Genomic DNA, 25039 nt, shown 5'->3' with positions numbered 1-25039 from the left:
CGGACGAGTTCTCGGTGGACGCGTGAATGACGAGGCCCAGGATCTTCGAACGACGATTGAACGAGGAGTTGAAAACCATGTCCTCCCTGCTAGCCGAGATCGAGCACGCCCAGTTCGACTGGGATGACTTCGAGGAAACCGGTCGACGAACGCGAGATCTCATCCAGCGGATCGCCGCCGACAAAGCGGTGCTCGCCGACGTGGTTGACCGCTCGCTCAACGACCCGGCGTTGCGCGCGATGGCGGAGCATCATGAACTGCTCGACTATCTCGTGCTTCACGACGCGCCGGACCAGGGCTTCCGCCTGCGCCTTCACTGCTCGACCGACGTCCATCGCGACCGGCCCCACGACCACCGGTTCTCGTTCTCGAGCGTGATCCTGACCGGGGGCTACCGGCACACGTGGCATCGGCTCGACACCGACCTTTACGCTTCACGGTCCGAAGCGGACGCGCTCAGCGTGATGGATCTCCACCAGTCGGAAACAGCCGAGAAAGCATTCGAGGTGATCGAGCCGATGCTCGTGCGCGACGAACGACCCGGCAACTGCTACAGCCTCCATCACTCTGTGATCCACACCACCTTCACCAAGCCCGATACGTTCTCGCTCTTCCTCCGGGGACCCGCCGTGAAGTCGCGGTCGATTATCCTCGATGCCGAGACCCGACGGGTCTGGTGGAGGTTCGGAGCCGAGCAGGAGCCAGCAGAGCGTCGGGCAAAGGTCGGCCTCGGCGAAGAGGCACTCCATTCCCTGCGGGAGCGGTTCAACCGCCTCGTCCTCGCTTGATCGCCAATGAAGGAGAAACTGGGCATGCAGACCACATCCGCCAGCCTCTTTCCGGAAGTCGACCGACTCGACTGGAGCGACCTTGATGGGACGGCGTCGCGCTGCGAGGCCATGCTACGCGAGATAGCGGCGGATCGAGAGCTGATGACCGCGCTGGTCTACGGCGCACCCGCCGATCCTGTGCTCTGGTCCAAGTGCGAGGAAGACACGGTCGAAGACAAGATCGTCCTTTGTGACGACCCCGAACGGCAGTTCCGCCTCAGGCTCCGCCTGTCGAAGCAGTACCAGGAGGAGCTAGCTCATCAACACCGCTTCTCGTTCAGCACGTTGGTACTCCGAGGCCGCTACCTCCACCGCACCTACCGGGTCAGCGGTGACTTCGGCGCCGGCACTTCGCTCGACGACGTGGTGCCGGTGTGGATCCATGAAGACGGTCCGGGCGACGTGTTCACGATTCACCACGAGGCCGTCCACTCGACGCCGCTCGTCGAAGCCGGGACCGTGTCGCTGATCCTCCGCGGCCCAGCGGAGAAGGAACGAGCACCGGTCCTGTTCCGCGAGGACCGCGCGTCGGAACTGTCCGCCGACGAGCAGGCCGAAGCCTTGGCCGGTGCGGTCCCCGGCGAGTTCGAGCCGCTGGAGGCGTCGGCCGGCACGTTCTTCTGGCGGGTCGGCGAGCAGGGCGAATCCGCGACGCGCCGATCGAAGCGTCAGATGCGACGCGAGGTATTCGACCACTGGTGTCGGGAGCTCATCGCGATGGGCGTCATCGAAGACCGCCTCAGCTGATGCAACCGGTCGTCCTATTCGACCTGGACGGGCTTCTGATCGACTCCGAGCCGATCTGGGACGCGGCAAAGCGTGAAGTGTTCGGTCCGCTCGGCCTGCACCTCACCGCGGAGATGCAGGCGGCGACGCGCGGAATGCGGCAAAGGGACATGGTGGCCTACTGGTTCGATCGGGCCCCCATCCGAGCCGACCCCGACGACGTCGAGCAGCAGATCGTCGCCGCGGTGTGCCGCAGGCTGAGGGAGGGAGTGGCGGTGAAGCCCGGCGCCGATCACGCCGTCGCGACCTGTGCGCGTGCGTCGAGAGCGATCGCCGTCGTGTCATCGTCGCCGGAGTCGGTGATTCGGCATGCGCTCGCGGGCGCTGGCCTCGACCGATTCTTCGACGCCGTGTTTTCGGCCGAAGACGACGAACACGGCAAGCCCCACCCGGGCGCCTATCTCCGGGCCGCCGCCGCCCTCGGTGCGTCACCCGGCGAATGCGTGGTGATCGAGGACTCGCTCAACGGCGTCCTCGCTGGCGTGTCAGCCCAGATGGCGGTCGTCGCCGTTCCCGAGGCCGCTGATCGCTTCAATCCGCGCTTCGCGATTGCCACTCTGGTACTCGAGTCTCTCAAGGATCTCGATACCTCTGTGCTCGGCGCCGTCACGTCCGGGGAGAGCCGGAGCACCACGTGGGCATCGCGTGCCGCGGATCCTCAACCGTTCCGCCGGATCTTCGGTGATCCGAAACCCCGGGTCGCGGCCAAGGTACGCGGCACGCTCCACCCCTGGATCGAGCAGTTCATCAACCTGTCGCCGTTCCTCGTGATGGCCACGGCCGACGGCACCGGCGCGGCGGACGCGTCGCCGCGCGGTGGTGAACCCGGGTTCGTCCGGGTGCTCGACGATCAACACCTCCTCATCCCCGATCGGTGGGGCAACCGGTTGTTCCAGAGCCTCGGGAACATCCAGACCAACCCCCAGGTTGGCTTGGTCTTCTTCATTCCCGGCGTGAACGACACCGTGCGAGTGAACGGGGTAGCCCGAGTGGTGGATCAGGACCAGGTCCTCGAGCTGGTGGATGACCTTCGCGGCGAGCGCATCGACCCCAAGCTCAGGATGATCCAGGGCCTCGTCATCAAGGTGGAGGAGGCCTATTACCACTGTCCCCGCTCGATCGCCCTTGCCGCGTTGTGGGACCCGGCTCGGATCGAGCGTCACATCGCACTCCCGCCGCTGCCGCCCCGACCGAGGTCGATGTGACCGAACACGCCGATACCGACCTGGCATGGCTGGACGAGATCCCGGCGCTGCCATGGGACGACCTGGAGGTGGCTCACGACGTGAACCTCGCCATCCTGCGTCGTGCGGCACGTCCGCGGGTCCTGTCGACGCTGCTCGATCGCGTGCGGTGCGATCCCGACCTGTTCGCCATGGCGGAGCACTTCGACAACATCGACCAGATCGTGCTGTATGACGCCCTCGATCGGGGCTTCCGCATCCGGCTCCACCTCTACCCGGACCAGGCGTTCGACCGTCCTCACGACCACCGGTGGCCACTCACCAACCTGATCGTCCACGGGCGCATCGGACACGAGCTGCATCGACCGCGACCTCCGGCAGACGTCTCCTCGGGACTCGAGGTGTCGACCCCGACGACCATCTGGGAGGCGGAGGCTGAAGCCGCCTACACGCTCGATCATCGATCGATCGACAGCGTGGTGACTGGCGCCGATACGGTGGCACTGCTCATGCGAGGTCCATCAAGGACGGATTCGTTCACGATGGCGGACCGAACGACCGGCCGCGTGTGGACGCGTCGGGGTCGCGCGCTCGAGACACCCGAGGAGATCGAGGCGAAACGGATGACCACTGACCGCTTCGACTCCCTTCTGGCGCGCCTGGCCGAGTTCGGCCTGCTCGACGAGCCGCAGCCCGCTGACAGGCGGCGTGATGGCGCCCTGCCGGTAGTGAGGCAACCGTGATCCGGAGTGGAAGGGCAAGGACCTTACGCGCATAGTGTCGGGCCTGGCCGCCCCGCTCCAGGAGGCGACCCATGCCGCGACCAGCTGCAGCTACCGGATCCGATCCGGCAAGAGGCGGCGAACGGTGGGAGACCGCCGGGACGGTTGGCTCCAGGCCTCCCGTCTGCCGGAGTCGGTCGTCAGCGTCGCTCACCGGCCGACGCCCTGCTGGCCTGCGACTTCTTCGGGGCCGTCACCCTGACGAGAGCGCGGTTGGCGTGCTCGCGATGATCGAGCACGCCAACCGCCGCGTCCGCGTCCTGGGTACGACCGCACCGCCGAGGTCCTGTCCCGAGAATCTCAAGACCTTCCGACAGAACGGTGCGGCGCGGGTCTCCTCTGGGCCTACCGGGCGTCGCGCCGACGACGCGCGCGCTCGAACTCGGCGACATCCGACATCCAGGGCCCGTGCTGTTCGAGTGCGGCGCAGCCGCCGCAGACGAAGGCGCTCACCAGGTTCCGGTACCCGCCGATCCCGTCGACCAGGCTGTACTCGACCTGGTACTGCGGATCCGACCCGGCTTCCCCGTGCCGCACCGTCGTGATCCGGGCGATGGAGTCCGCGTAGAAGTGCAGCTGGATCCCCTCGCCCATCTCCTCGTCCTCGATGGTGAACACTTCGTTGTCCGCGGCAGAGCGATCGGCGACGAACTGCCAGAACTCGGCGGAGGCAGTGCGAGGACCGTCCCGTAGCCACTTCTTCTCGCCGCCCTTGTCATCGGTGAACGACAGGGCCGTCTTTCTCGCACTCCCACCGAGGCCGGCGTGGTCGTCGGCAGCCTCGTCGTCTTCCACCGGGGTGCTCCTGGAACGGTCCGCAGCCTCCGAGCACATCAGGAAGCTCACCGTACGCACCGCGTCATCGACAAGTTCGGGGTATGCGCGGCGCACGGCCGCGTCGACCGTCGCCGCCATCCGATCCCAGTCGCGCTTGTCCGTGGCCCGGTGTCCCCGCCGCGGATCGAGGCCGATCCGCATCCCGGCGCACGCCTGCTCCGCGGTGGCGATCACCCGCATCACCTGGGGCAGCAGCGCGGGGTCGACGGCATCGGGCAGCCGCCTGGGAATCGTCGCGCCATGCAGATACTGGCCCGTGTACCGCAGAATCGCGGCGTCGAGTGGCCCGAGGACTGCTCCGCGCTCGGCGCGACGGCGGTCCGCGTGATACTCCTGCGCACGTTTCTCGTTCGACCCCTCCGTCGCCGCGCGCATCGCCTCGCAGACCCGACCGCGATCGAGTAGATCGATGTCGGCACCATGGGCGACGAGCCGGCCCCTGTCCCACCGGATGCGCCGGAAGAGCGCGTCGACGTCCGCGGGCGAGGAGAGCAGGACCGGGTCCAGGAGCGCGACGGCAGCGTCCTCGTCGAGCCGGCCCCGGGTTCCGGCAGCGTCGCACAGCGGAAGGACCGCACTCCACAGCAGCAGGTGCCTGGCCAGGTCCTCCCGGATCACCGCAAGATGGGCTTCGGAGATCGGGAACGTGAACGTGCGAGGCTCATGGTTGGCGTCGGCCCCGGCGGCAAGCGTCAGCTTCAGCTCGCCGTCCTCGCGGATCACGTTCGGGATCCAGCCGCTGCTACGCGTGAAGACGACGTCTCTCATCGCTCAGGCTTCCCGGGAGCGGCACCGGCTGGGCATGGGTGGTGCTTCGCAGCCATGGCGAGTCTCGCGGCGATGTCGCAGCCCACCCTGCACCACCTGTTCACGACCACCGTGCGCATTCGACGTCGAGGCGTGGGTCGGTGCGCACCCAGACTTCGCCCCCGGCGGCCTCGGCCGGGGCGTCGACTCGTTCGAGACCGAGGAATTCGATCAACTGGAGCAGTTCGGCTCGCTCGGCCCGGTCATCGTCGACATCATGCGAGTCGAAGAAGACGTAGTACTTGTCGCTCGGGTCGACGATCCCCGAATCTGCCCAGATCCGGGCGACTTCTTCGATTGCCGCTGCTTCCGTCGTGATCGTGGCGGCGCGGGCGGCACCGCGGGCTTCCGGTGACGCGTCGAGGTCCGAGAGGTCGGAGAACCACTGACCGAAGCGGTCGAGGCCGGCGTATCCGTTCTCGAAGAACAGCATCGCGCCCGGAAGGTAGCGGTTGGCCCTGCCGACTCGGAGGTGTTCCGACCGAGGTTGGTCCGCGTCCCTGATCCGGGAGATCACCCCCAGCCGGGGCATGAGTACCAGACTCTGCCCCGCCGGTTCGTCCCTGATGGTGTAGGTGTCGGACTCTCGACCCCGGAAGAACGCAGAGAACGCCACGTAGGCCTCCTGGGGGTCGCCCACCGAGACTTGTTGATCGTTGCCGTCCCCGACGGAGAAGACGAACTGCTTCGGTCCGGGATCGTAGGGGCGGGCCATGTGCGTCCTCCGGTCACGTGCGACAGCTCCAGCAGCGTAGTTGATCAGAGCGGACCTGCCTGCGGCCCAGGTCACAGGCGTGCTGTGCGCGCTGGCCGTGCGCGAGCGACCAACCGCCCGCGCAGGCGCTGGCATCGGTGGACGCAACTGCAGTTGGCGCTGGCCGGTTTCGAACGGCTCGATGCCCGGCCGTGGGGGGAGTTGGCCACCGCCGAGCTGCGGGCGGCGGGTGTGGTTACGGAGGACCCCGTGCCGTCGGCCTGGGCCGGGCTCACCGGTCAGGGAACGTGAGGTGGTCCGGCTGGCCGCGGCCGGCATGACCAGCCGCGAGATCGGCGCGTCGCTGTTCCTGTCGGCCCGCACGGTGTCCACGCACCTCTACAACGCGTTCCCGAAGTTGGGTGTGCCGTCGCGGACGCAGCTTCGTGATCTGGTCGCTCAGGAGCGGTCGGGCGCCGGCCCGGCGAGCTGAAGTTACGTCACCCCACGTATGTCGGCCGGACCGCTTACCTCCATATGGTCGTGCCCATCGGCGGCGGTATCGGTGGGGGAATCGTGAACATACTCGGTCGCGACGAGGAGCTGGGCAAACTCGGAACGCTCCTCGGTAACGGACGCAACGGCCGGGGCGGCGCGATGCTGCTACTCGGCGAGCCCGGGATCGGTAAGACCACACTGCTCACGGCGGCGACCAGCAGCATGGTGGGCATGCAGCTCGTCGGGGTCGACGGCTACGAGGCCGAGATGACGATGCCGTTCGCGGCCGTTCAGCGGCTCATCCGCCCGCTGCGCGAGCACCTCGCCGCCGTACCCGACCGGCACCGGCAGGCCCTGCTGGTCACCTCCGGTGAGATCGCCGGTCCGGCGCCCGATCGCTTCCTCGTCGGCCTCGGAGTGTTGGGCCTGCTGGGCGCGGCGGGTGAGGTCACCCCGGTGGTGTGCGTGGTCGACGACGCGCATCTGCTGGACGCGGAGTCCCTCGACGTCCTCGCCTTTGTCGGGCGCCGCCTGGAGGCGGAGCCGGTGACGCTGCTGCTCGCCAGCCGCGAAACGGCACAGGTCCTGGCCCGCACGGCCGGGATCGCGACGGCCCGGCTGACCGGCCTGCCGCAGGAGGCCGCCATGCGGCTGCTCACCCGGTCGCTGCCCGCGCCCATCGATCCGGCGGTCGCCGTCAAGGTGGTCGCCGCCACCGGCGGCAACCCGCTCGCCCTGGTCGACCTGGCCGGTGAGCTGACCGTCCGGCAGCTCACCGAGTCCAGTTTCGTCGACGAGCCGCTTCCCATCGGACGGCACCTTGAGCAGCACTACCTGCTACAGGTGCGCCTGCTCGGGGACGACGTACGGCTCTGGCTGCTGGTGGCCGCGGCCGAATCCACCGGGAACCTCGATCTGATCACCAGGGCCGCCCGGGAGTTGGGCCTACCCGACGACATCGCGGAAGCGGCCGAGGCGGCGGGTCTGGTCGAGCTGAGCCGAGCCGTGCGGTTCCGGCACCCACTTGTCCGGTCCGCGGCGTACAACGCGGCCCATGGCAGGGAACGCCGGCGGGCGCACCGTGCCCTGTCCGGCGTCGCCGAGAAGCTCGATCTGGTCGAGCAGGCCGTCTGGCACGCGGCCAAGGCGACGCTCGGCGCCGACGAGGACGTCGCGCAGCGCCTCGAACTGGTCGCCGACCTGGCGGCCCAGCGCGGCGGGTTCGCCTCGCGTGCCCGGGTGCTGGTCGAGGCGTCCGCCCTGAGCCTGCCCGGCGGGCGCAAGTACGCGCGGCTGGTGCGCGCCGCCGAGGCAGCTCTGGCGGCGGGCACCAGTCAGCTGGCCAAGGACCTCATCGACGAGATTGACGAGGATCTGCTCGATTCGGTGTCCCGGGGGCGGTTTCGCGCCGTCGGGGCCGACTATTCGTTGTTTGTCGCCGCGCCCGCGCTGACGCATGCCGCCGCCGACATGCTCGCCGCTGCCGAGTTCTTTCGGGGCGAGGACGCCGACCTGGAACAGGCCTGCCTGATCAGGGCCTGGGAGTGTGCCCTGCCCTCGGAGCGGCTGACCATCGGCCTGAACTGGACCGACCTCGGTCGCCGGCTGGCTGCGGGGGCCCAGGTCAAGGAGGGGTACGCCGCGACGATCCTGCGTGCCGTCAGCGCCCTGATTCTCGAGCCCTACGGTGCTGCGGTGGTGCCGATCCGGGCTGCTCTGGACGCCTACGAGCGGATGGACGCCGCCGAGATCCTCAAGTTCGGTCACAGCTGTGTCGCCCTGGCGACGGCGGTGTGGGACGTCGAGGTCCGGCATCGACTGGTGACAAGGTGGGCCGATGCGGCCCGTGACGCGGGCGCGCTCCAGATGCTGGACAACGCCCTGTGGGTGCTGTCGATGACCGAGGCGACCGGTGGCACACCGCGGCGGGCGGTGCAGTACATGGAGCAGGTGCGCGAGTTGCGCCGGGCGATCGGTTACGACGCCGAGCACGTGGTCAACGTGGCCGTGCTGGCCTGGTCCGCAGCCGCCCGCGATCAGGCCCTGGCCTTGGCCGACTCGACATACCAGATGGGTTTCGGTGGGGTGCAGGCCGCCGCGCTGGCCGTGCTCGCCACCGTCGACATCGCCGAAGGCCGGAACGCCGACGCCTACGAGAGGCTGAAACCGTTCATCGACGACCCGTTCCTGCACGTCACCGCGACGACGTGGCCGGACTTCGCCGAGGCGGCCGCCCGCAGCGGCCACCTCACCGAGGCTCGGGCCACCGTCGTCCAGCTCGAGGAACAAGCCGACGCCTGCCGGACACCGTGGGCCCGGGGTGTGGCCGCGAGGTCCCGCGCGGTGGTCGAGGCCGCAGCCTCGGGCGCCGATGTGGAGCAGCACTTCCGCACCGCCGTCGCTGCCCTCGACGGCTGCCGCGCGCTGGTCGACGAGGGCCGGGCCCACCTTGCCTACGGGGAGTGGTTGCGCCGGGCCAAACGGCGCGCCGACGCCCGCCCGCACCTGCGACGGGCGGCGGAGATCTTCGGCCAGGCGGGCGCCGACGCGTTCGCCGACCGCGCGGGTCGCGAGTTGCAGGCCTTGGGCGACACCTGGAGCGAGGCGGCGCCCGGACGCCCCGCCGGGCTCACGTCCCAGGAGCTCACCGTCGCCGAACTCGCCGCCGGTGGCCACACCAACGCCGAGATCGGGGCGGCGATGTTTCTGAGCGTCAACACGGTGGACTACCACCTCCGCAAGGTCTTCCAGAAGCTCGGCATCTCCTCGCGACGGCAGCTCGCGGACCGCCTCGGGGGTAGCTGAGCCTGGCCGACTACGTGTCGTACGTGGTCCGCGAGGGCCACCCGGACCAGCAGGCTGGCAGCGGCTCGCACCGGACACGAGGAGGGGCCCATGCCTTATGTGATAACCGACGATGGCGCACGGATCTTCTACCGGGACTGGGGGACCGACGGCACGCCGGTCGTACTCAGTCACGGCTGGCCCCTGAACTCGGACGCCTGGGAGGCCACCGCGCTGTTCCTGGCCGAGCACGGCCACCGGGCCATCGCCCACGACCGCCGTGGTCACGGCCGGTCCAGCCAGACCTGGCACGGCAACGAGATGGACACCTACGCCGACGACCTGGCCTGCCTTGTCGAGAAGCTCGATCTCACCGAGATCACCCTCGTCGGGCACTCCACCGGCGGCGGCGAGATCGTCCACTACGTCGGCCGGTACGGCACCGAGCGGGTGGCCAAGGTGGTACTGGTCGGCGCCGTACCCCCACTGATGGTGCACACCGACGACAACCCCGAAGGGCTGCCGATCGAGACCTTCGACGCCATCCGGGCCGGCGAGCGCGCCAACCGCTCCCAGCTCTACCGGGACCTCGCCGACGGCCCGTTCTTCGGCCACAACCGCACCGGCGACGTCGACCAGGGCTTCCGTGACGCGTTCTGGTCGCAGAGCATGGCCTGCGGCCATCGGGCGGCGTACGAGTGCATCGCGGCGTTCTCGGCCACCGACTTCCGGCCCGACCTCGCCAAGATCGACGTTCCGACCCTGGTCATCCACGGCGACGACGACCAGATCGTCCCGTTCGAGGTCGGCGGCAAACGCTCGGCCCAGATGATCGCCGGGGCGCGCCTCAAGGTCTACGAGGGCAGTGGACACGCACTGCCGGACACCGACCGCGCCCGCCTGCACGCCGACCTGCTCGCCTTCATCGACAACTGAGGAGCACCCGACATGACCGAGACGAACCGCCGCCCCGATACCATCATCCTCGTCCACGGCCTCTGGGTCACACCCCGGAGCTGGGCCGACTGGGTCGCCCACTACGAGGCCAAGGGCTTCACCGTCCTGGCACCCGCCTACCCCGGCTTCGAGATCGAGGTCGAGGCACTACGCGACAAGCCCGAAATCATCGCGAACCTGACCGTTCCCGAGACGGTGGACCACCTCGCGAGCGTCATCGAAGCGGTGGCCACACCGCCGATCATCATCGGCCACTCGTTCGGCGGCACGTTGACCCAGCTTCTGCTCGCGCGCGGCCTCGGGTCCGCCGGTGTGGTCATCGACTCCGCACCCACCGAGGGCGTACGGGTTCAGCCGCTGTCCCAGGCGCGGTCCCTGTTCCCGGCGCTGAAGAACCCGGCCAACCGCAAGAAAGCCGTCGGCTTCACCGCGAAGGAGTTCCACTACGCCTTCACCAACACCCTCACCGAGGAGGAGTCCCGGCAGGTCTGGGAGCGGTATGCGATCCCCGCCCCCGGGCACTGGATCTTCGAGTACGGCCTGTTCGCCAACTTCAAGCCGGGCCACCAGGACACCTGGGTCGACTACGACGCCGACCGGGCGCCGCTGCTGTTCGTCGCCGGCGAGAAGGACCACATCATGCCGCCGTCGGTGAACAGGTCGAACGCCCGGCACTACCACCGCTCACCCGCGGTCACCGACTACCAGGAACTCGCCGGCCGCGACCACTGGACCTGCGGCGCGCCCGGCTGGGAGGCAGTCGCCGACCTCGCCCTGGACTGGGCGCTCGACCACGCCCGGACCGACCAGCCCTGGCGGACCACCTCCGCGTGAGCACCGGCCGGCGGTAGCCCGGACGTTCCGAGCCGCCGCCGGCCGGGTCGGTGAGATCCTCGCGGACAGATCGAGCAGATCCTCGACGTCTTTGCCCGGGTCGTTGACCCTGCCCATTCGGACGGCCTGCCCGACGGACACACCCGGGCGACCGCCACCGGCGACACACCACCACCATGCAACCGCCCCGCACTCGGCGGCGGCCCGTTGCAGGCGCTGCTGAACCGGGCCGCCGCGGCCCAGGTCGTCGTCGACCGTCGGCCGCTGTCGGTCTGGCGGCACCAGCCCTTCACCGCCGCACGCTCGACCCTGCTCACCTCGAACAAGAGCTTCGGCGCATGAGGCCAAGTCTTCGGCGACGAAGTCCTGGCCACCGCCAACGTCGCCTGAACCAGGACCCCGCTCATGCATTTCGCGGATGAGGGCCTCGGATCTCGGAAAAGACCACCGCCGTCAGCGCGACGGCCGGGAAAGGTCAGGAAGCGGAAGAGGACAGGAACGGCAACGATCACCACGCGATCGCCGTCGTCTGGCGATGTTCCTGACACCCGCGAGCCGTACATCAGGCCGATCATGGCCCGGTCGCCCGATCAGGTGGTCCAGGGTCGAGCGCCAGCATGTCGGCGCGGTCGCGGGTCGGGATGACGATCGGGGCCAGCAGGCCGGCCGTCCGGTCTACCGGACACTCCTGTCCCGCACGGGTGCGGTCAGGATGGTCTCCTCCAGGGCCTGGACGACGGCAACGCCGCCACCGGTGCGGCGCAGCGCTTCGCCGAGCAGCCGTGCCCGCCGCGCGGCGCCGCTGGCCCGCAACTGCTGCGCCGCCTCCTTGAGCGCGCTCGCGCGCGGCTCGTCGACGACGTACGCGGCGCCGTGCGCCGCCAGCACGTTGAGATTGAAGCGGGGCTCCACGTGCTCCCCCGGGACGCCGATCACCGGTACGCCGGCGAGCAGCGCGGCCATCAGCCCGTTCTGTCCACCCCGGGCGATCAGCAGGTCGGTGTCGCGCAACGCCCGAGTGATCCCGAAGCCCCGGGCCACGGTGATGTGACCGGTGGTGAATGGCACAGCCCGGCCGGCGACCCGGTCGTGTGAGGCGGCCACGGTCACCCGGTGCTTCGGCGCGGGGAACGCCTCGGCCAGTTCGGGGAGCAGGTCCTCCACGGTGAACGTGCCCACCCCCAGGTACACCAGCACGTGCGTGGTGCCGTCCGCGTCCACCCGTCCGGGCAGCGGCGCCAGTTCCAGCGGGGCGAACAGCAGCGGCCCCACGTACCGGGTCCGGGGCACAGCGGCGAGCAGCGGCTCGATCGTCGGCACGGTGGGTGCGACATTGAGTGCCGCGCGCTCGTGCAGCAGGCTCTCCACCGAGGGCGCCGGCTCGACGCCGTGCGAGCGGCACAACCGGGCGTAGGCGTCGTGCACGTGGTCGAAACGCGCGTCGTCGTACCCGCCGACCAGGCGGGTGACGTCCGGGGTGGCGACGGTCGCGGCAAACGGCACGCCGGTGAGCGCGCCGGACACGGCGACTGTGGTTTGCCACTCGGTGAAGATCATGTCCGGCTGGAACCGCTCGACGGCCTCGGTCTCGGCCGCGACGGCGGCCTCCAGGTAGTCCGGCTGCGTCATCCCCCGGACGTAGAGCGCCTCGGCGAACGACAGATAGTTGCCGTCTCTGGGCACCGGACGGCTGGGCCGGGGCACCTCGTACCGGCGACCGAACGGATACCGGTCCAGCAGCGGGTAGTTCTCGGGCGCCAGGAAGGCCACCTCGTGCCCGCGCATGACGGACTGCTCGGCCACGGCCAGGCATCGGGTGATCCCGCCGATGCCGTAGGCGCCGGCCAGCGGTGCGAACAGAATTCTCACGACATCTTCTCCAGGGGTGACGTGGAAACGGGGGAATCGGCCCGCCGCAGGACCGCCTCGCCGGTGAGGGCACCGAGCAGGTGGCACGCGGCGACGCCGAACAGCAGCGCGCCCGTACCCCAGCCGGTCAGCACCCCGGCGAGCGCCGCGCCGGCCGCCGCGGCGGTGCTCTTCAGGCCGGCGCCGAGCGCGAAGACCTGGGTGTGCACGTCGCGCGGGGCCTCGCGTTCGCGCACCTCGAGCAGGCCGCAGAACAGGGGCGCGTTGATCAGGCCGACCAGCAGGAACAGCGGCAGGGTCAGCCACATCGAGGGCATCAGCGGGACGAGCGCGAACGGGACCGCGGTGGCGAGCAGGGCCACGACCACCACCCGTTCCGGCTGGGGACCGCGGAGCGGGTACCGGGCGTACACGAGCGAGCCGACCAGACCGCCGACCGCGGCCGTCGACATGAAGACACCGGTCAGCGAGGCGTCGCCGTAGTGGCGGGCGAGCAAGGCGGCGATCACCGGCATCGCGCCGATGCCCAGCTGGCCGAGGCTGGTGCCGAGCGTGACCGCCCCGAGCGCGCGGCGCCGCCAGAGCACCGGCACGGCGGCCAGGACCGGGGCGTGCCCGCCCTCGCGCGACCCGGGCGGGCGGGTGCGCAACGGCAGGGTCCACAGCGTCACGCACCCGAGCAGCACCACCCCGGCCAGCAGGATCAGCGTCGTGGTGGCACCGACCAGGCCGGCCAGGACGGCGGCCAGGGCCGGTCCGGCGATGCCGGCGAGACTGTACGAGGCCGAGTCGAGCCCGTACGCGCGCTTCAACCGGTCCGGCGCCAGCTCGCTGAGCAGGCTGGTGAGGCCACCGATCAGCAGCGGCGCGAAACACCCGGCGACGATCACGAGCGCCACGGTCAACAGCCGGGAGGTCTCCACCAGCACGGCGGCACCGGCCAGCGCGGCCGCGTACCCGGTCAGCGAGCCGATGTAGAACAGCCGCCGGCGGCGCACCCGGTCCGCCGCCGCGCCGACCAGCGGGGCGGCGACCACGTGCGGCACCATCAGCGCGGCCACCAACAGCCCCCCGTACGCGGTGCTGCCCGTTCGTTCCAGGGCCAGCAGCACCATCGCGACCCGCGCGCCCTCGTCGGTCAGGCGGACCGCGACCGCGGCGGTGGTGTACCGGGCGAGGACGCCGCCGGGGCGTGCCGGCCGGGCCGGGGCCGCCGGGGCCGGCGCGAGCGGGCTGTCGTCGGCGGTGCGCGGTGTGGTCGGCATCGGTGGGACTCCTCTGGCGTCGAGCCGTCGCACTCTGGGTCGCCACTCCTGTTGCCCCCGGCGGGGCACGGACGAACACGTCCGGTGCTCATCCGTTCGCCCTCCGGTACGGCAGACCGTTGAACTGCAGGTGGCTGACCGAGCCGCTGGCGGGCGCGATCCGGAAGCCGGCGGCCAGGCTGGTGCTGTCCATGTGCGGTGCCCACGGTGGTTCCAGCGGCGGGCCCGCCGGGGCGGACCACACCTGCGGGGCCGATCGGGTCAGCCGCGCCTGCCGCCCGCCGCAGGTGAGCCGGATGCCGTCCGGGCCGGACGGGTCCACCTCGATCGGCGCGGCGCCGACCCGGACGTACCGCCCGGTCACGGCTGCCGCCGGCAGCTCCGGCCCGGCGGCCGGCCGCCGGTCCACCGGCGCGACGCCGAACTGGGCCAGGATCCGGTCGATGACCCGGTACCGCTCGGTGCGCAGCTCCGGGCCACGGTTGTCCGCCCACACCAGCCCGACGCCGTGGGCCGGCACCGCGATGAGCTTGCACCACATGCCGGGGTTGAATCCCTCGTGGCCGACGCACCGCCGGCCGCCCCGGCGGGTGACCAGGGTGCCGAGCCCGTAGGTCAGGTCGCTCTCCACCAGTACGTCCACCATCGGCTCGTGGGCACGCGCCAGGCCACGCAGACCGGAGACCGGGTCCGGCTCACCCGGCCGGCGCGCCTGACGCAGATGGGCCGCGCCGAGGCGGGCCAGGTCGGGGACGGTGGAGAAGCACAGTCCCGCCGGCTGGTGTCGGACCCCGGCCCTGGGCTGGTGCGCCACGGTCGGTCTACCGTCCGCGCCGATCACGTGGTGCTGGAGCAGCGGATGCGTCATCGCCACCGCCGGGTCGTACGTGGTGCGTTCCATGCCCAGCGGCTCCAGCAGCCGTTCCCGCATCAGCTCGGCGAAGCCCAGGCCGGTGGCCCGTTCCGCGACGTGCCCGGCGAGGGACATGCCCGCGTTGCTGTACGCGAACACGGCGCCCGGCTCGGCGACGAACGGCAGCCGCCGCACCTGCGCGACGATCTCCCGCCCGAGGTCCTCCTGGTTGCGGCTGAGCCCGTCGTGGTCGGTGCGGTCGGGCACCAGGCCGGAGCTGTTGCTGAGCAGGTGCCGCAGCGTCAGCGCATCGGGGTCGGTGCCGGGGCGTAGGCGCAGCCCGGGCAGGTGCCGGGTGACCGGGGCGTCCAGGTCGACCTCTCCGGCCTCGTGCAGCAGGCACAGCATGCTGGCGTTGAGCAGCTTCGCCACCGAGTAGGTGGAGAAGACCGAGGACGGGCCGACCGTGCCGGCCGGCAGTTCCGCGCTCAGCCGTCCGACCGTCAACGTGTGCCGCGGGCCGCGGGTGTCGAACAGTCCGACGATCGCGCCGGGTACGTGGTGCCGCAGGCAGAAATTGGCGACCATGCCCCGGATCAGGGCCTCGTCGACGGCGCCGGGGCCGGGCGGCGACCACCGCGCCGTCGTGGCGGCGGCGTGGCGGGTCCGCGACGCCGCCCCGGCGGCGGTGGGTCGGGTCCGTACGGAGCCGGTCATCGCAGGTCCTCCGGCAGTTGCAGCAGCGGGTGCTGGGTGTTGCGGTGGAAGACGAGCGCCGGCGTGTCCGGGCCGGTGGTCGCCTCGATCACCCGGCCGATCAGCAGGGTGTGGTCGTGGACCGGCACCTGCCGTTCGAGGACGCAGACCAGACTCGCGGCGGCGTCGGTGAGGATCGGCACCCCGTTCCTGCGGTGATGGGGCACGTCGTCGAAGCGGCGGCAGGGCTCACCGTTGGCGAAGCGCCGGGTCAGGGAGCGCTGACGCCAGGTCAGCACGTTGATGCCGAACATCTCCCGTTCGAGGACCCGCACCACGGTGTGCCCGCGGCTGGCCAGCGAGACCACGACGCTGGGCGGGTCGAGCGACAGCGACAGGACCGCGTTGGCGGTGCAGCCGACCGGTCCGCCGCTGCCGGCGGAGGTCACCACCGTGACGAAGGTCGGGAACTCCGCCATGACGGCGCGGAAGCGTGCGGGGTCGACTGCGGCTCGTGGCGGTCGGGCGACGGCGATGCTCATGACGATCCTTCCGGGCTACGGGCGCGGCCAGCCGGGGAGATCCTGGTGGCCAGCGCGCGCCTGTCGACTTTTCCGTTGGGGTTGAGCGGGAACGCGTCCAGCTGGGTCGCGGAGCGCGGCACCATGTAGCCGGGCAGCCGCTCCCGCAGGCGGTCGAGCAGGCGCTGCGGGTCGTCCCCGGCGCCGGTGTACGCGGCGAACAGGTCGACGTGGCCCGAGGCGTCCGCGACCGCGAGCACCACCGCGTCGCGTACGCCGGGCTGGTCCCGCAGGACCGCCTCGACCTCGCCCAGCTCGACCCGGTAGCCCTGCACCTTGACCTGCTGGTCGAGCCGTCCCAGGTGGACGAGGTCCGTGCCCTGGCGTACCACCCGATCGCCGGTGCGGTACCAGTTCTTGGCGGTGAGCGGGCCGGTGCCGTCGTACGGGACCGCGCGCGTTCCGTCGAAGTGGACGAACCGCCCGGCGTCGGCGGCCGGATCGAGGTAGCCGGGGAAGCGCTGCGGCCCCCGGGCCACCAGCTCGCCCTCGTCGGCGGGGCGGCCCTCGTCGTCCAGGATCAAGTGCTCCAGGCCGGGATACGGCCGCCCGATCGGCACCGTGCCGTTCGGCGTGACCGGCCATTCGCGCACGTCGACCGGCAGACGGTACTCGGTGCACGTGACGGTCAGCTCGGTCGGCCCGTAGACGTTGCCGATCCGGCTGCCCGGCGCCGCGCTCGCCCACGCATGGGCCTGGGCCAGGGTGAGCTGCTCGCCGGCGAACAGGCTCCAGCGCAGCCCCGGCATGCAGCCGGGGCGCAGCCGCCGCAGCCGGTGCGCCAGCGACACCACCGACGGCACGGAGAACCAGTGCGTGATCCCGCGCCGCTCGACGAACTCGGGCACGGCCAGCAGCTCCCGGCGGTCCGGCACCACGAGCGTCGCGCCCGTGCTCCAGGCGACGAACATGTCGAAGACCGAGGGATCGAACGTCAGGTCGAACGTCTGCGACAGGCGGCTGCCGACGCCCACCTCGTACCTCGGCACCACGTGGTCGAGGTACGAGGTGACGTTGCGGTGCCGGATCGGCACGCCCTTCGGCGCGCCGGTGGAGCCGGAGGTGAAGAGCACGTACGCGAGGTCGTCTGCCGTGCCGTGCGCCGCCGCGTCGTGCGCGGGCGGCAGCGCCCCCGGGTCCGGCACCACCGTCGCGGGCACCCCGAGGTCGGCGCTCGCGGCATCGCCGTCGGCCAGCACCCCGGCCAGTCCGGCGGCGCGCGCCACCACGGCGTTGCGCGCCGCCGGGAACGTCGGGTTCAACGGCACCACGGTACGGCCGCAGCGCAGGATCGCCAGGTAACCCGCGTACGCGGTGACGCTGCGCAGAGCCAGCAGCCCGATCGGGCCGGGCGGGTGGCCGTGCCGCCGGGTCAGCAGGTCCGCCAGCCGGGCGCTCAGCTCGTCGAGTTCCGCGTAGCTGACCCGGCGCCCTCGCACCTCCAGCGCCACCTGGTCACCGCATCGGCGGGCGGTACGGCTGAAGCGGGCGAACATCGTGTCGTCAGTAGTCATGGCTTCCGTCCTCGTCAGGTGGCGGGGCGCTGCCGGCGGGCCCCACGGCGCAGCTGAGTGGGACGGCCGACATTCCCCGCAGGCTGACCCACAGATAGCGGCCCCACCGCCCGCGGCCGGCGTACGGCGCGACGTCGATCTGCCAGGGCTTGCCGGCGATACCGGTGCCGGCGGCCTTCACGCACGCCTCCTGCGCCGTCCAGATCCAGGCCAACTCCGTGGCCATCACCTCCGGCCGGGCGGCGGCGAGCAGCGCGCGGCGCGGGCCGAGCAGGCGGCGGGCCATGCCCTCCGACGGCGTCGCGGCGGGCTGCTGCACGTCGACCCCGACCGACCGGCCGAGTGCCACCGCCGCGGCGACGACGCCCCGGTCGTGCGCGACGCTCACCCCGACGGGCCAGCCGGCCAGCTCGGGACGGCCCCGCCGGTCGGGAACCACCTCGGCGTCGGCCGCCTGCGGCGCGACCGCCGCCAGCAGCCGGCGCAGCAGCGCCCGGCCGGCGAGGAACTCCGCGCGGCGCCAGGGCGGCATGGCGTACGCGTGCCGCTGGTCGGCGGGGTGCGCCGTGTCGCCGCCGGGCGGGGCGGACGCCGCGACGGTGCTCACGGTCAGCCGCACGCCGGGCCACGGCGCGGCGACGCGGGCGCTCACGCCGCCGCTCCGTTCAGCAGCGGGTCCAGGTGGTCGGCGACGACGTCCAGGACCAGTTCGGTCGTGCCGCCGCCGATGCCGAACACGGCGGCCTCGGCGCGGGTCAGTTGGGTACCGGCCGGACCGAAGCCGTCCGCGCCCTGCAACTGGCCGCACAGGTCGAGCACCTCGCGCGTCGTGTCCGCGACCGCCACCTTGAGCGCCGCCGCGGCCCCGGCGTCGGGCCCGTTCGTCACCCGCGGCCCGAGGTCGTCGCAGAGCGCGGCGAGCTGCCGGGTCCGCACCACGGCGCGGGCCAGTGACTGCCGGACCACGGGATGCCGGACCAGTGGCTGGTCGACCACCACACGGTGCGCGAGCCGCTCGGCGGTGGCGGCCACCACACGGCGGCACAGCGCCACGCCCCACAGCGCCCCGGCCAGCCGCTCGGTGGCGATGTGCCGGGCGAAGGCGGCCAGACCGTGACCCCGCCGGCCCACGACGTGCGCGGCGGGCAGGCGCACGTCGGTGAACTCCACCTCGCCGAGGCCGGCGCCGGTGAACAGCGGGGTGTCCGCCGGGTCCACCCGGACGCCGGGCGCGGTGGCCGGCACCAGGACCCAGGTGAAGCTGGTGAAGTGCCGGCCCGGCCGGTGCCGGGCCAGGACCAGCAGATGGTCGGCCACCGTGGCGTTGGTGATCCAACGTTTCCGGCCGTCCAGGATCACGTCCGCGCCCTCGATGGTGAGGCGGCAGTCCAGCGCGGCGAGATCGGAGCCGGGGCCGGCGTCGGTGGCGGCCAGCGCGACAGTGGCGTGCCCGGCGAGCGCGGCGTCGCGTATCGCGGCGGCGACCGGCGAGTGGGCCGCCATCTCGTCCAGCAGCGGCACGACAGTGGCGGCCTGTACGCACACCGACAGCGTCTGCCCGACCGGCCGGGCCGCGTCCAGTTCGGTCAGCAGGCCGGCGAGCCGATCTCGCCGGATTCGCCGGGGAGTGCCGTGATACAGCGGTTCCAGCAGGCCGGCCCGGCCCAGCACGCACCAGGCCGCGGAGGGCTGCGCCGCGAGCGTGGCCCGTACGCGCGCCGGGTGGTCCGGTGTCGGCGGCGCGGCATCGGCGGTCGGACCCAGTCGTGTCTCAGACAAGGGTGACCTCCGGGTTGCGCAGCGCCAGTCGGCCATCGGCCAGATGCAGGCGGTCGTTGCTGTAGTTGAGGCTCGCCGAACGCAGGTCACGCAGGGCCCGCTCCAGGCCGGTCGGCGAGTCCTTCAGGTAGCCGTGCCGCAGCCCGACCGCGTCGATCAGGTCCTCGACCGCCGCGTGGCACTGCTCCGCAGCAGTGATCTTGAGGGCGTTGAGCTGCAGCTGGATCCGGGTGCTCGACACGTCGTCGGCCTGCCGGACCGCGGCGGCGGTGTGGCGCAACAGGGCGTGCACCGTGTCCACCCGCTGGCGGGCCCGGGACAGGCGGCTGAGCAGCAGTTCCGAGGAGACGTCATAACGCTTGCGCCCCTCGGCGGAGCGGAGCAGCGTGAGCACGCGCGACAGTGCCCCCGCCGCGGTGCCCAGCCAGCAGGCCGACCAGCCGAGGTGGGCCAGCGGCGCGAACACCGTGGTGGCCACGGTCCGGAAGGAACCGTGAGCACCAACGACCTGGTCGTCCGGCACCGCGCCGGTGAGCCGCAGCGCCACGCTGTGGCTGGCCCGCATGCCCAGCGGCTGCCAGTCGCCGCTCTGTTCCACGGCGAGCTGGTCGCGGTCCGCGTACACCAGGGAGACGCCCCCCTCCGGGCCGGCGTCCGGGCTGCGCATCGTGATCAGGAAACCGTCGGCGTACGCGCCACCGGTGACGATCGGCGCGAACCTGTCGAACTCCAGCCGGCCACCGTCCGCCCGCGACCCGGTCCCCGAGGTCAGCAGATGGCCTCCGCTGCCGGCCTCCGTGGTCACCGAGCCCAGGTAGACCCGGCCCTCGGCGATCGCGGGCAGGAGGCGGATGGACAGCGGTCCCGCCGCGAACCGCACCAGCGCGGCGACCTGCTGGCAGTGCATAGCGAGGACCATCGCGGCGGACATGTCCTCGCGGCCCAGCCGGATGCCGACAGTCAGCAGGTCGTCGACCGTGCCGCCGAGGCCGCCGTACCTGGCCGGGACCAGCAGTCCCAACAGGCCGGTACGCCTCATCTCGGTCAGTGCCTCGACCGGGAAGCTGGCCAGCTCGTCGGTGCGGCGGGCGTGCGCGGCGGTCACCGCGGCCACCTGCTCGACGCGGTCGGCCAGGGTCGTCGCCGGGCGGCGTGCGGCCTCGGTGAGAGCCGGCGCGCTCATGCGGCCGCCCGCTCTTCCAGCGCCACGCCCTGGGCGTCGGCGGCCCGAAACAGCGCAGCCCAGAGGCTGCCGACGGTGGCGAAGGTCTGCTCGTTCAGCTCATCGTCGGGCAGCGACACCTCGAAGGCGTCCTCCAGGTCGAAAAGCACGTTGATGGCCTGCATGGAGTCCATGCCGAGGGCCGACAGGGACGCCTCCGGCGTCAGCGGCCGGTCACCGAGGAACTTCAGGTGCGGCGTGACGACCTGGGCGAAGCGATCGTTCATGACGGGTTTCCTTCCGCGAGTGGGTGCCCGGGCGCTGCGCCCGGGCGAGGGTGAGCTGGGAGGCGTGCAGCACCGATCCGGGAGACTTCTCGCTGTCGACCACGAGTTCCGTCGGCATCGGGTGGCCGAGGAAGGCGACCAGGCTGGCGTAGAGGCCGTACGCGCCGACATTCGGCACGGCGAGCAGGTCACCGGGGCGCAGTGGCGGCAGCGGCGCCGCCGGGGCCCAGGTGTCCAGCGGTGTGCACAGCGGACCGGCGACGAGCGTCTCCGTGACGTCGTCGTCGATGTCCGGTCGTGCGCCGGGGCGGCGGACGAGCGCCGGGCGCAGCGGCGGGAGCCGGCGCAGCCCGGACATCCCGCCGAGGTGGTTGATGCCGGAGTCCAGGACGACGACCCGGCGGCCGTGTGAGGTCTTGGCGTCGAGCACCCGCACGAGCAGGGTGCCCGCCGTGCCGACCAGGTACCGCCCCGACTCGAAGTCCAGGCGCGGGCGGCCGTCGCGCCACGCCGGGAACGTCTCGTCGAACAGCTCGGCCAGGCGCGGCGCGAGACCGTCCAGGCTCACCGCCGTCCCGGCCGTGGCGAACGGCGCCCCGAAGCCGCCGCCGAGGTCGAGCACCCGCAAATCCATCCCGTACGGCGTGAGCGCCTGCGTCACCCGCAGCGCGGTACGGGCCGAGCGCGCGAACTGGGTGACCAGGTCGTCCATCCGCACCAGGTTGGTGCCCATGTAGAGGTGCAGGCCGACCACGGTCACGTGCGGACGTCCGGCGAACCGCCGCGGCTCGGCGACCACCCAGGCGGCGTCCGCGCCGAACTGGGACGGCACGCCGGTCATGGCCAGCCCTTGCCCGGGCACCGGCCGGTCGTCGTTGATCCGGACCAGCGCCTGGCAGGTGACACCCCGCCCGGCGGCGAGGCGGTCGAGCTGGTCGAGGGCCTCCGGCGAGTCGACCGAGAACGTCCGCACGCCGAGCGCCAGCGCGGAGTCGACGTCGCTGTCCCGCTTGCCGGGGCCGCCGTACAGCACCTCGCCGGCCGGCCAGCCGGCCGCCAGCACGGCGGCCAGTTCCCCGGGCGAGCAGACCTCCGCCCGCGCGCCGCTGTCACGTAGTTGAGCGAGGACCGCGGGATGCGGGTTCGCCTTGACCGAGTAGTACAGGCCGGTCCCCGCCGGCAGTGCGTTCACCAGACGGTCGTGGTTGCCGCGCACCTCCGCCAGGTCGTACAGGTATGCCGGAGTGACCAGTTCCTCGGCCAGCTCCGCGGTCAGGACGGTGGAGTCACCGAGCATCGGAACCCTCCTCGGCGAGCACGGTCAGGGCCTTGCGGTCGACCTTCCCGTTGCGGGTCAGCGGCAGGACGTCGACGGTCAGACAGCGCTGGGGGATCTTGAACGGCTCGATGTACGCCGGCATGGCGCCCAGGACCTCGTCGGACGGGCGCGTGGTGACGGCCACCAGCACCGCGCCCCGGCTCCGCTCAGGCGGCAGCACAGTCGCCGAGTCGACGCCCGGCACGCGGTGGGCGGCGGTCTCCACCTCGGTCGCGCTGACCCGGAAGCCGCGTTCCTTGTAGATGTCGTCGCGGCGCCCGTCGAAGTACAGGTAGCCCTCGTCGTCCAGCCAGCCGTAGTCGCCCGAGCGCAGCTCCGGGAAGAGGCCGTCGCGGCGCGGGAACCGCTCGGCGGTGAGCTCCGGTCGGCGCCAGTAGCCGAGCATGACGTGCGGTCCACGGATGACGAACTCCCCCACCGCCCCCGGGCCCAGCCGGCGGCCCTCCTCGTCGACCACGAACACCTCGGTGCCGGGCAGCGGCAGGCCGGAGGCGCCCGGCCGCCGCAGGTCCCCGTCCGGGGGCATGATCGCGGTGCGCTTGCACTCGGTCAGGCCGAACATCAGCTGCACCCGCAGGCCGGGCAGGGCGGCGCGCAGGACACCGAGTGTCTGCGTCGCCATCGCCGCCCCGGTGTTGGTCAGCAGGCGCAGCCGCAGGTCGCCGGCGCCGCCCCGGCGGACCAGCCGGGCCAGCGCCTCGGCGAGCGCCGGCACCGCCGGGAACACGGTGGCGCGGCAGGCCGACAGGCTGCGCAGCAGCAGCGGGCCGGTCTGCGCGCTGCGCCCGAACACCAGGTGCGCGCCACTGCCGGCGGCGAGGAAGAGTTGGTAGAGGCCGTAGTCGAAGGAGGGCGGCAGGGCGCAGTAGATGACGTCGTCGTCGCGGTAGCGCAGCTGCGACCCGATGGCGCCGGTCACGAACACCACCTGCTGGTGGGCGCTGACGACCGCTTTCGGCAGGGACGTCGTACCGGAGGTGTAGACGAGGCAGACCGGGTCCACGGTCAGGGGCTCGGGCTTCGTGGGCGTCGCGGGCGGGCCGTCCGCCGCGTCGCACCGGGCGTCCACCTCGTCCGGATGCGCCACCGCGACACCCAGCTGCGCCGCCGTCTCCCGGTCAGCGGGTTCGGCGCTGACCAGCAGCGACGGTTCGCAGTCAGTGAGCACGTGGCGCAGTGGGGCGCCCGTCACCTGTTCGTGCAGGACCACGAAGACGGCCCCGATCCGGGACGCCGCGAACAGCAGCGCGGCGACCGGCGGGCTGCCCGGCGCGACCACGACCAGCCGGTCGCCCCGGCCGACGCCCCGCTCGGTCAGCCAGCCCGCCAGTCGCAGGCTGTCCTCGTACAACCGCCGGTACGTGACCTGCCGGTCGCCGCCGGAGACGGCCTGATGGTCCGGCCAGCGCCCGGCGGCGTCGTCCAGCAGGTGGTGCACCAGGGTCGGTCGGCGGCTCATGCGCGGGCCCCCGCGATGCCGTCGCGGGCGTCGAGCGCGCGCTGGGCCGCCGCGCCGAGGGCGTCGACGCGGTGGAGCCTTTCCGGCACCATGTCGGCGGCGTCGAACTCGACGTCCAGGTCCCGTTCGATCCGTTCGACGATCTCCACGACGCTGAACGACGTGAACGACGGCAGCGCGGTGAGGTCCGCGCCGGGCAGCGCCGCGACCGGCACGCCGAGCACGTCGGCCACGGCCCGGGTGACCACCTCCCGGACCGGGTCGGAGACGCCGGTTCCGGCGGGCCGGCCGAACAGCTCGCGGTCGCGGTGCAGCAACGCGCGGAGCCGGTCGCTCAGCCCGGCCGGTTCGGCACGCCCGCGCCGCACCCGGCGCTCGGCCAGGAACACCGCCTCGGCCAGCGCGGACCAGGCACGCAGGTGCTCGGTAACCTCCGCGGCCGGCGGGGCGGAGCCGACGGCCGCGCGGTACGCCGCGTGCAGCCGGCGTTGCCGGGCCAGCAGCCAGGTCTCCAGGGTGAGCCGGTCCAGCGCGGCGAGCCGGTCGGCGTGATCGGCGTACGCGTCGGCGTAGCTGTCGATCGCGGCGGCGTCGAAACCGGACAGCGTCGCCTCGCCCGGTTCCGGCGCCGGTCCCGCAGCGAGTTGGACGACGCGCAGGCCGGCCGGGAGCGCGGCGAGGAGTTCGTCCACCTCGAACCGCCGGACCAGCGGCCGGGCCGGTCCCCAGGGCGTCTCGTTGTGGTAGGCGTCCGCCACTGCCGCGCCGCCAGCGCCGAACCACAGCAGGAAGCTGTGTTCCATGTGCCGGTGGCCGTGGTAGGGCACCCAGGGTAGATGGAAGGCGTCGGCCACGACGTAGACGGGAGTTCCGGCGGGAGCGCCAGCCAGGTCCCGGGCGTTGACACGGCTGTCGTCCAGCAGCGTCATGCCCAGCGCCGTACGCGCGGTCCGCAGGTGCTGCGAGACGGTCGGCTCCACGGTCGGCAGGCCGCTCGCCGTCGTCCTGGCGGCGAACCTCAGCTCCGCCCCGGCGGCCGATGCGGCCACAGCGCCGTGGTGCGCCTGCGCCAGGACCGCCAGGTTGACCGCGAGGCAGTCGTAGAGGGTGGGGTCGACTGCGCCGACCTTCAGTCGTGGCGATACGGGAGGGAGGGCACCCGGTGCCCGGGTGGTCGTGGGATCGGAGTGCAGGAGCGTCATGCCTGGGCTGTGCCCCGGCCAGATTTACCCTCGCTTTAGT

The 25039-nt window shown here is 72.0% G+C and carries 23 protein-coding genes; 9 read left to right on the top strand and 14 right to left on the bottom strand.

Annotation, left to right across the window (positions count from 1 at the left end):
- Nucleotides 1–56: 56 nt before the first annotated feature.
- Genes ABZ809_RS07780 through ABZ809_RS07765 form a run of 4 tightly spaced genes read left to right on the top strand, consistent with a single transcriptional unit; the run spans nt 57 to nt 3543 of the window.
- Nucleotides 57–788 (top strand): hypothetical protein, encoded by a 732-nt coding sequence (locus tag ABZ809_RS07780; protein WP_357561668.1) that lies wholly within the window; start codon nt 57–59, stop codon nt 786–788.
- A gap of 6 nt (nt 789–794) precedes the next feature.
- On the top strand, nt 795–1577 hold the full coding sequence (locus tag ABZ809_RS07775) for a hypothetical protein (protein ID WP_357561667.1): 783 nt from the start codon (nt 795–797) through the stop codon (nt 1575–1577).
- Nucleotides 1577–2821 carry an HAD-IA family hydrolase gene (locus ABZ809_RS07770; protein ID WP_357561666.1) on the top strand — a complete coding sequence of 415 codons (1245 nt, stop codon included), beginning with the start codon at nt 1577–1579 and terminating at the stop codon, nt 2819–2821. Before ABZ809_RS07775 ends, ABZ809_RS07770 begins: the two co-directional genes overlap by 1 nt.
- The gene (locus ABZ809_RS07765; protein WP_357561665.1) at nt 2818–3543 is read left to right on the top strand and encodes a hypothetical protein; all 726 of its coding nucleotides are present in this window, start codon (nt 2818–2820) and stop codon (nt 3541–3543) included. The genes ABZ809_RS07770 and ABZ809_RS07765 overlap by 4 nt, the downstream gene beginning before the upstream one ends.
- A 384-nt stretch (nt 3544–3927) precedes the next feature.
- Here the strand turns inward: ABZ809_RS07765 and ABZ809_RS07760 are convergent, their stop codons facing one another.
- A complete protein-coding gene (locus ABZ809_RS07760) occupies nt 3928–5187 on the bottom strand; it encodes a DUF6357 family protein (RefSeq protein WP_357561664.1) in 1260 nt (419 codons plus the stop codon).
- A 100-nt stretch (nt 5188–5287) separates the two neighbouring features.
- Nucleotides 5288–5941 (bottom strand): hypothetical protein, encoded by a 654-nt coding sequence (locus ABZ809_RS07755; RefSeq protein WP_357561663.1) that lies wholly within the window; start codon nt 5939–5941, stop codon nt 5288–5290.
- Nucleotides 5942–6233: 292 nt separating this feature from the next.
- Between ABZ809_RS07755 and ABZ809_RS07750 the strand changes: the two genes are divergently transcribed.
- The 5 genes from ABZ809_RS07750 (at nt 6234) to ABZ809_RS07730 (ending at nt 11335) form a co-directional block, all read left to right on the top strand.
- Entirely contained in the window at nt 6234–6413 is a 180-nt protein-coding gene (locus ABZ809_RS07750; protein WP_357561662.1) for a helix-turn-helix transcriptional regulator, read from the top strand.
- A gap of 83 nt (nt 6414–6496) precedes the next feature.
- The gene (locus ABZ809_RS07745) at nt 6497–9223 is read left to right on the top strand and encodes an AAA family ATPase (protein ID WP_357561661.1); all 2727 of its coding nucleotides are present in this window, start codon (nt 6497–6499) and stop codon (nt 9221–9223) included.
- Between the two features lie 90 nt (nt 9224–9313).
- A complete protein-coding gene (locus ABZ809_RS07740) occupies nt 9314–10138 on the top strand; it encodes an alpha/beta hydrolase (RefSeq protein WP_357561660.1) in 825 nt (274 codons plus the stop codon).
- Between the two features lie 12 nt (nt 10139–10150).
- Nucleotides 10151–10993, top strand: a complete 843-nt coding sequence (locus tag ABZ809_RS07735) for an alpha/beta hydrolase (RefSeq protein ID WP_357561659.1) — start codon at nt 10151–10153, stop codon at nt 10991–10993.
- A gap of 207 nt (nt 10994–11200) precedes the next feature.
- The gene (locus tag ABZ809_RS07730) at nt 11201–11335 is read left to right on the top strand and encodes a hypothetical protein (RefSeq protein ID WP_357561658.1); all 135 of its coding nucleotides are present in this window, start codon (nt 11201–11203) and stop codon (nt 11333–11335) included.
- Between the two features lie 333 nt (nt 11336–11668).
- Here ABZ809_RS07730 and ABZ809_RS07725 read toward each other — a convergent pair whose 3' ends face one another.
- From ABZ809_RS07725 to ABZ809_RS07670, 12 genes are all read right to left on the bottom strand, one after another.
- The gene (locus ABZ809_RS07725; protein ID WP_357561657.1) at nt 11669–12862 is read right to left on the bottom strand and encodes a hypothetical protein; all 1194 of its coding nucleotides are present in this window, start codon (nt 12860–12862) and stop codon (nt 11669–11671) included.
- Nucleotides 12859–14127, bottom strand: a complete 1269-nt coding sequence (locus ABZ809_RS07720) for an MFS transporter (protein WP_357561656.1) — start codon at nt 14125–14127, stop codon at nt 12859–12861. The genes ABZ809_RS07725 and ABZ809_RS07720 overlap by 4 nt, the downstream gene beginning before the upstream one ends.
- 88 nt (nt 14128–14215) lie before the next feature.
- Nucleotides 14216–15697: a serine hydrolase domain-containing protein gene (locus tag ABZ809_RS07715; protein ID WP_357561655.1), complete on the bottom strand. Its 1482-nt coding sequence runs from the start codon at nt 15695–15697 to the stop codon at nt 14216–14218.
- A complete protein-coding gene (locus ABZ809_RS07710; RefSeq protein WP_357561654.1) occupies nt 15694–16218 on the bottom strand; it encodes a flavin reductase family protein in 525 nt (174 codons plus the stop codon). Before ABZ809_RS07710 ends, ABZ809_RS07715 begins: the two co-directional genes overlap by 4 nt.
- Nucleotides 16215–17771 (bottom strand): amino acid adenylation domain-containing protein, encoded by a 1557-nt coding sequence (locus tag ABZ809_RS07705; RefSeq protein WP_357561653.1) that lies wholly within the window; start codon nt 17769–17771, stop codon nt 16215–16217. The genes ABZ809_RS07710 and ABZ809_RS07705 overlap by 4 nt, the downstream gene beginning before the upstream one ends.
- A complete protein-coding gene (locus ABZ809_RS07700; RefSeq protein WP_357561652.1) occupies nt 17761–18423 on the bottom strand; it encodes a 4'-phosphopantetheinyl transferase superfamily protein in 663 nt (220 codons plus the stop codon). Before ABZ809_RS07700 ends, ABZ809_RS07705 begins: the two co-directional genes overlap by 11 nt.
- Nucleotides 18420–19550 carry an acyl-CoA dehydrogenase gene (locus tag ABZ809_RS07695; protein ID WP_357561651.1) on the bottom strand — a complete coding sequence of 377 codons (1131 nt, stop codon included), beginning with the start codon at nt 19548–19550 and terminating at the stop codon, nt 18420–18422. Before ABZ809_RS07695 ends, ABZ809_RS07700 begins: the two co-directional genes overlap by 4 nt.
- Nucleotides 19543–20733 (bottom strand): acyl-CoA dehydrogenase family protein, encoded by a 1191-nt coding sequence (locus ABZ809_RS07690; protein WP_357561650.1) that lies wholly within the window; start codon nt 20731–20733, stop codon nt 19543–19545. Before ABZ809_RS07690 ends, ABZ809_RS07695 begins: the two co-directional genes overlap by 8 nt.
- A complete protein-coding gene (locus ABZ809_RS07685) occupies nt 20730–20999 on the bottom strand; it encodes a phosphopantetheine-binding protein (protein ID WP_357561649.1) in 270 nt (89 codons plus the stop codon). Before ABZ809_RS07685 ends, ABZ809_RS07690 begins: the two co-directional genes overlap by 4 nt.
- Complete coding sequence (locus ABZ809_RS07680) at nt 20947–22296, bottom strand: type III PLP-dependent enzyme (RefSeq protein WP_357561648.1); 1350 nt, start codon at nt 22294–22296, stop codon at nt 20947–20949. The genes ABZ809_RS07685 and ABZ809_RS07680 overlap by 53 nt, the downstream gene beginning before the upstream one ends.
- The gene (locus ABZ809_RS07675) at nt 22286–23797 is read right to left on the bottom strand and encodes a class I adenylate-forming enzyme family protein (protein WP_357561647.1); all 1512 of its coding nucleotides are present in this window, start codon (nt 23795–23797) and stop codon (nt 22286–22288) included. Before ABZ809_RS07675 ends, ABZ809_RS07680 begins: the two co-directional genes overlap by 11 nt.
- The gene (locus tag ABZ809_RS07670; RefSeq protein WP_357561646.1) at nt 23794–24999 is read right to left on the bottom strand and encodes an acyl carrier protein; all 1206 of its coding nucleotides are present in this window, start codon (nt 24997–24999) and stop codon (nt 23794–23796) included. The genes ABZ809_RS07675 and ABZ809_RS07670 overlap by 4 nt, the downstream gene beginning before the upstream one ends.
- Nucleotides 25000–25039 lie beyond the last annotated feature (40 nt).

It is taken from the genome of Micromonospora sp. NPDC047074, from assembly GCF_040643815.1.
GTDB lineage: Bacteria > Actinomycetota > Actinomycetes > Mycobacteriales > Micromonosporaceae > Micromonospora.
Note: the sequence above shows the minus strand (reverse complement) of the source record. Positions and strands in the feature narration are given on the sequence as shown.

Coding starts and splice junctions, on each gene's coding strand:
- ABZ809_RS07775 (WP_357561667.1), top strand. CDS start 795: ATGAAGGAGAAACTGGGCATGCAGACCACATCCGCCAGCCTCTTTCCG.
- ABZ809_RS07770 (WP_357561666.1), top strand. CDS start 1,577: ATGCAACCGGTCGTCCTATTCGACCTGGACGGGCTTCTGATCGACTCC.
- ABZ809_RS07760 (WP_357561664.1), bottom strand. CDS start 5,187: ATGAGAGACGTCGTCTTCACGCGTAGCAGCGGCTGGATCCCGAACGTG.
- ABZ809_RS07755 (WP_357561663.1), bottom strand. CDS start 5,941: ATGGCCCGCCCCTACGATCCCGGACCGAAGCAGTTCGTCTTCTCCGTC.
- ABZ809_RS07740 (WP_357561660.1), top strand. CDS start 9,314: ATGCCTTATGTGATAACCGACGATGGCGCACGGATCTTCTACCGGGAC.
- ABZ809_RS07735 (WP_357561659.1), top strand. CDS start 10,151: ATGACCGAGACGAACCGCCGCCCCGATACCATCATCCTCGTCCACGGC.
- ABZ809_RS07720 (WP_357561656.1), bottom strand. CDS start 14,127: ATGCCGACCACACCGCGCACCGCCGACGACAGCCCGCTCGCGCCGGCC.
- ABZ809_RS07715 (WP_357561655.1), bottom strand. CDS start 15,697: ATGACCGGCTCCGTACGGACCCGACCCACCGCCGCCGGGGCGGCGTCG.
- ABZ809_RS07710 (WP_357561654.1), bottom strand. CDS start 16,218: ATGAGCATCGCCGTCGCCCGACCGCCACGAGCCGCAGTCGACCCCGCA.
- ABZ809_RS07705 (WP_357561653.1), bottom strand. CDS start 17,771: ATGACTACTGACGACACGATGTTCGCCCGCTTCAGCCGTACCGCCCGC.
- ABZ809_RS07690 (WP_357561650.1), bottom strand. CDS start 20,733: ATGAGCGCGCCGGCTCTCACCGAGGCCGCACGCCGCCCGGCGACGACC.
- ABZ809_RS07685 (WP_357561649.1), bottom strand. CDS start 20,999: ATGAACGATCGCTTCGCCCAGGTCGTCACGCCGCACCTGAAGTTCCTC.
- ABZ809_RS07680 (WP_357561648.1), bottom strand. CDS start 22,296: ATGCTCGGTGACTCCACCGTCCTGACCGCGGAGCTGGCCGAGGAACTG.
- ABZ809_RS07675 (WP_357561647.1), bottom strand. CDS start 23,797: ATGAGCCGCCGACCGACCCTGGTGCACCACCTGCTGGACGACGCCGCC.
- ABZ809_RS07670 (WP_357561646.1), bottom strand. CDS start 24,999: ATGACGCTCCTGCACTCCGATCCCACGACCACCCGGGCACCGGGTGCC.